Consider the following 4,684-nt stretch of genomic DNA (forward strand, 5'->3'; position numbering starts at 1 on the left):
GGCTTTTTGGATTGTCTATCAATTTTTGGTCTGTAAACGTTGTAGGATTTATCTTTTGCATAATTTAAATTCTTTTTCCCTCTAACAGTTATAAGGTCTTTATCCACTATTTTATGTCTATCAAGTTTTTTGTTTAAGTGTCTTTCAACCTTCTGCCTATTAGGACCATGATTAATCACTTTATTATCATAGCGCTTGATGTTTGTAACATGTCTTGAATTCCTGACTACAATTAGATCTTGAGGACGAAGGGCTTCTTTGCCCGCGTGTTTGTGATCTCCAAACTTATGATATGGCATATAAACGCAGTGTCTAGCAGGTGGTTTGTAGTGACCGTAGTCGTAGTAGTAATCATGATAATATTTATGTTTTTTGTAGCGGTGCTTGTGATAGCGGTAGGGTTTGTAGTAAGACTTATATGAATTAAAGACGAATCCAATTTCAACGAAAAATCCTCTATCTGGCGGAAGAGGTGCCCAGCCTATATAATCGGGGCTTTCATGCCAGCTAACCCATGCTGGTGCCCATGTTGTCCCGGGTATCCAAACCCAGCCTGCGTAGTCATCAAAGACCCACCGGCCGTAGTGGTAAGTGGCCCATCCCCAGGGCTCATATGATATCCACAGCCATCCCTGATCCGACCATTGCCACCTCCCGTCACTGTAAGGTTTCCACTCAGGTCCAACGTTGTAGGGCTGCCATATGTATCCAAAATCAGGATGAGGTCCCCACTCTCCATAAGGGGAGAGTTTCTCATAAAATAGATCGATAGTAACTACATCTTGAGCTTGTGCTTTTTGCTCAACAACTATTCCTGATAAAATTGTAAGAACTATGCCAAGGGCGGCAATTTTCCATCTCATTTTTGTCTCTCCTTTTTCACACATGGTGAGGGAATCTTTACAATATTAAACTTGCCCCGATCCAATATGGTTTCACTATGCTCGAAGAAGAGGAATTGAAAATAGAGAGAGATATATTATTTGGTTAGAAGTTTTTGGTAAATTTCTTTATATGTTTTTCCTGATTTCCTCCATGAAAAATCTGATTTCATGGCTTTAACTACTAATTTATTCCAAGCTTTTTTATCATCATAAACTGAGATAGCTCTAAGCATCGCATCCAGAAGAGCAATTTTTGAAAACTCATGGAATACAAAACCGTTTCCATTCTTATTGTCCTCATTATAGTCAATAACCGTGTCCAATAGCCCTCCTGTACCCCTTACAACTGGAATAGTTCCATATCTAAGACCAATTATCTGCCCTAGTCCGCAAGGCTCAAATCTAGATGGCATTACGATCATATCGGATCCGGCATATATCTTTCTCTCTAGCTCTTCAGTTGGTTTGATGGCAATTGAAAGTTTTTTTCTAAATTTTCTATTTGCTCTTCTTACCATCTGCTCAAAACGTGCATCGCCAATACCAATAATAGCAACCTGATAGCCTAAATCGAAAATTTGAGGAAGCGAATCTAACAGCAAATCCAAACCCTTTTGTTCAGTTAGCTTTGATACATATGTAACAAGCGGAAACTCATCATTTTCTACTAGATTGAGCTCTTTTTTCAATTTTAAACTGTTTTGTTTTTTGGCTTCAATACTTTTTTGGTTATAAGTATTATATATAGCCTTATCTGTTTCAGGGTTCCATAGATCGTAATCAATACCATTTAGTATCCCAACAAGATTGTTTGATTTTCTGGAGACCCACTTCAGAACAGCATCCATACCGTGTCCGAACTCTCGTTTTTTTATTTCTTCAGCAAATGTAGGACTTACAGTTGTAACAAGATCGGAATAAAGTATACCGCCCTTAAGCAGGTTTGCTTTTCCATAAAGCTCAAGCCCTTGAGCTGTAAAAAGATACGCAGGTATACCAAACTTATCCAAAATACCTTTATCAAACTGTCCTTGGTATGAAATGTTATGAATTGTGAAAACTATTTTAGAATCTTTGAAAAACTCATCATCTTTTATATGCTTTCTCCATTTTAGTGATATCGGAAGAAGCGCAGTCTGCCAATCATGGCAATGAATAATATCAGTTTTAAACTTAAGTACTTTAGCAACTTCTAATGCTCCAAGAGACAGAAATCCGAATCTTATATCATTGTCCTCAAACTCTCCCTTTGGTGTTGCGTAGATCTGGTCTCTGCCAAAAAATTCGTCATTTTCAAGCAGGTAAATTATTACATCTTTGTATTTAACTTCATAAATCTGTGCTTCAGCAACAAGCCAGTCTATACAGACTTGTACTGTTTTATCGAGCTTCTTAACTTTTATCTTTTGATCACGAATATATTTTTTGACTTGCTTGTAATATGGAAGCACTACCCTTACATCGCAATCCAGTCCGGAGAGCCTTTTTGTAAGTGTGCTAATCACCTCTCCAAGACCGCCTATCTTGGCAAAAGGCTCCATTTCTGTTGCTACAAAAAGTATATTGAGCTTATTTTTAGAGTTTTTTGATTTTGAGATTGTCACTTTATCTACTCCGTTTTGAGAGTAGAAACTCTCTCAACTATTTTTCTTGAATTTTCGATAACAGTTTCAATCTTTATTTTCTTATCCTCAGTAAGAAACGCGCTCGAGAGGCCTACAGCCGTTGTACCCGCTTTTAAATAATCAATGAAATTGTCATAATTAACTCCGCCAGTAGTCATTATCTGGGCAAATGGCAGAGGATCTTTAATGGCCTTAACATAGGATGGTCCGCCAACAGAGCTTGCAGGAAATATTTTTACTATATCCACCCCAAGCTTACAAGCATTTACAATCTCTGATGAAGTTAGGGCCCCTTGTATAGTAGGGACTCCCTCGGACTTGGCTAGCTCTACAATTTCCTCGTCAGTATGAGGTGATACCAAGAACTCAGCGCCGGAATCTAAGGCTTTTTGGGCCATTTTTGTATCTAGTAGAGTTCCAGCACCAATTGTAATGTCGTCAATTTTACTTAGTTCAGCTATTACTCTTTCCACTCTAGAGAAGGAAAATGTAACTTCTACAAGTTTTATCCCCCCTTCTATACAGCCTCTGGCAAACTCAAGTGCTGCATCAGGAGTTTCAGCCCTTATTACAGCAATAACTTTGTGTTTTTTGATAAGTTCTAGTGTATTCACGTTGATTACCATAACAGATACCCGCCGTTTGTTTCAAGTAGTATTAAAAATACAACAGGCATGCTAGAATAATAGACTAAATTTAAGTATAAATAGCAAAAATTAAGCATTTATTAAAAAAAAAGCATTATTTACTAGACCCTATTGTACTTTTAGGATATAATTAACGTAGAGGTTCTATATGGACAAGGTTATATTACAAGAACGAGTAGACGAGTTTATTGGGCGTAGCAAAGAGTTGGGTATTAAAGTTACTCCTCAGAGAATAGCTATTTACCGTGAGCTTGCTAGCACTGATCAGCACCCAAGCACAGAGACGATCTATAAGAAGATTAAAGACTATTACCCTAACATATCTCTTACAACCGTTTACAGAACCCTAGAAACATTTGAAAAGTTAGGTCTGATCTCTGTTGTAAACGTCCTCTACAATGCCGCACGTTACGATGCAAATGTAGAACCACATCATCATATAGTTTGCACAGTTTGCAAGAAAGTAGAAGATATTTATGATGAATCACTTAATAGCTTCGATATTTCCGATAAAAACTTAGGCGACTATAAAGTATCAGGCTACTCGCTGCTCCTAAGCGGCATATGTTCTGCCTGTAAGTCTAATTAATTTTACTAACCCCTCTTTTTAGAACAATTTCCTATATTATGTGTAATATGTAATCCTATATTTATTTCACTTTATTTCTCAGGAGGACTCTATGAGTATTCCCAAAGGACTTGAGGTCGCTCTTAATTTCGGATTTATGGACTCTATTTTCACACGTCGTTCAAGGCGCTTTGGTCTTGGGATGGAAATAGAAGAAGGGAACCTAAAATATAAATCAAAGCATAATCCAATACCATTGTCTGAATTAGAGGAAGCCTATTTAATATGGGCTGGAACCGGTATGACAGGACTTTCCCTTGGGGACCTTCCAAGAACAGGTATATCATGGCTTTTTCAATGGACCGGTAGAAGCTGGCCCTGCTCGTGCAACTCTCACTCAACTGAGCTCTTTTACACAAATGATGATGGGGTTTATATGCTAAAACTCCATGACGCTATGCCTGAGACTGGGGAGACATCCATATTTCATGGCAAAACAGAAGAGGAGAAACTAGAGCGGGTTCTTAAGCTCTTTAGAAACAGTAGGATTAAGCTTCAAGACGGCAGAGCTGACTTGCCTAAGGGCGAGCCGGGGCTTTTTGATTTTAACGCCTGGAACTGTAACAAGCCTGGGACTTCATTCTTTATCCCTGTAACAAACACTACTATTGAATATATGGTGCTTCTTTTTATATATTTCGGCGCAAAATACGGATTCAACATAGTAGATGAGTTAAACGGGGGCAGATCATGCGGGCTGGATAAGTGGATAAAAGAAGGATATATCAGAAAAGACGTAGAGCTCTCGCTATTTGATTTAGAGCTCAGAGTACTTACTACACTAAACGTTGAGCAAGCTTTTATATGCCAAAACATGAACCTTGCGCTACAAACAATTGGACTTGGCGGCTGGGCATTTACAGGACTTTTGCCACACTATGCTCTTGGAGTTAATCCCGA

5 protein-coding genes are annotated in these 4,684 nt (G+C 38.3%); 2 read left to right on the plus strand and 3 right to left on the minus strand.

Annotation, left to right across the window (positions count from 1 at the left end; translation table 11 throughout):
- From AAF462_10245 to AAF462_10255, 3 genes are all read right to left on the minus strand, one after another.
- Positions 1-863 (minus strand): DUF6600 domain-containing protein (locus AAF462_10245; protein ID MEM7009501.1); only part of this gene is annotated, 863 nt, incomplete at its 3' end.
- 116 nt (positions 864-979) lie between these two features.
- Positions 980-2,488 (minus strand): glycogen synthase GlgA, encoded by a 1,509-nt coding sequence (glgA, locus tag AAF462_10250; GenBank protein ID MEM7009502.1) that lies wholly within the window; start codon positions 2,486-2,488, stop codon positions 980-982.
- Positions 2,489-2,493: 5 nt separating this feature from the next.
- The gene (locus AAF462_10255; protein ID MEM7009503.1) at positions 2,494-3,135 is read right to left on the minus strand and encodes a bifunctional 4-hydroxy-2-oxoglutarate aldolase/2-dehydro-3-deoxy-phosphogluconate aldolase; all 642 of its coding nucleotides are present in this window, start codon (positions 3,133-3,135) and stop codon (positions 2,494-2,496) included.
- Positions 3,136-3,304: 169 nt separating this feature from the next.
- On the opposite strand from AAF462_10255, the gene AAF462_10260 reads away from it, so the two are divergent.
- Both AAF462_10260 and AAF462_10265 read left to right on the plus strand, forming a co-directional pair.
- Complete coding sequence (locus tag AAF462_10260) at positions 3,305-3,745, plus strand: transcriptional repressor (GenBank protein MEM7009504.1); 441 nt, start codon at positions 3,305-3,307, stop codon at positions 3,743-3,745.
- 91 nt (positions 3,746-3,836) lie between these two features.
- Positions 3,837-4,684, plus strand: an 848-nt coding sequence (locus tag AAF462_10265; protein MEM7009505.1) for a hypothetical protein, incomplete at its 3' end; no start/stop codon positions are given.

Source organism: Thermodesulfobacteriota bacterium, from assembly GCA_039028315.1.
In the GTDB taxonomy this organism is placed as follows: Bacteria; Desulfobacterota_D; UBA1144; order Nemesobacterales; family UBA2774; genus CR02bin9.

What these genes read in the sequence shown, in the direction of transcription:
- AAF462_10260 (MEM7009504.1), top strand. Translation starts at nt 3,305, where the DNA reads ATGGACAAGGTTATATTACAAGAACGAGTAGACGAGTTTATTGGGCGT.
- AAF462_10255 (MEM7009503.1), bottom strand. Translation starts at nt 3,135, where the DNA reads ATGGTAATCAACGTGAATACACTAGAACTTATCAAAAAACACAAAGTT.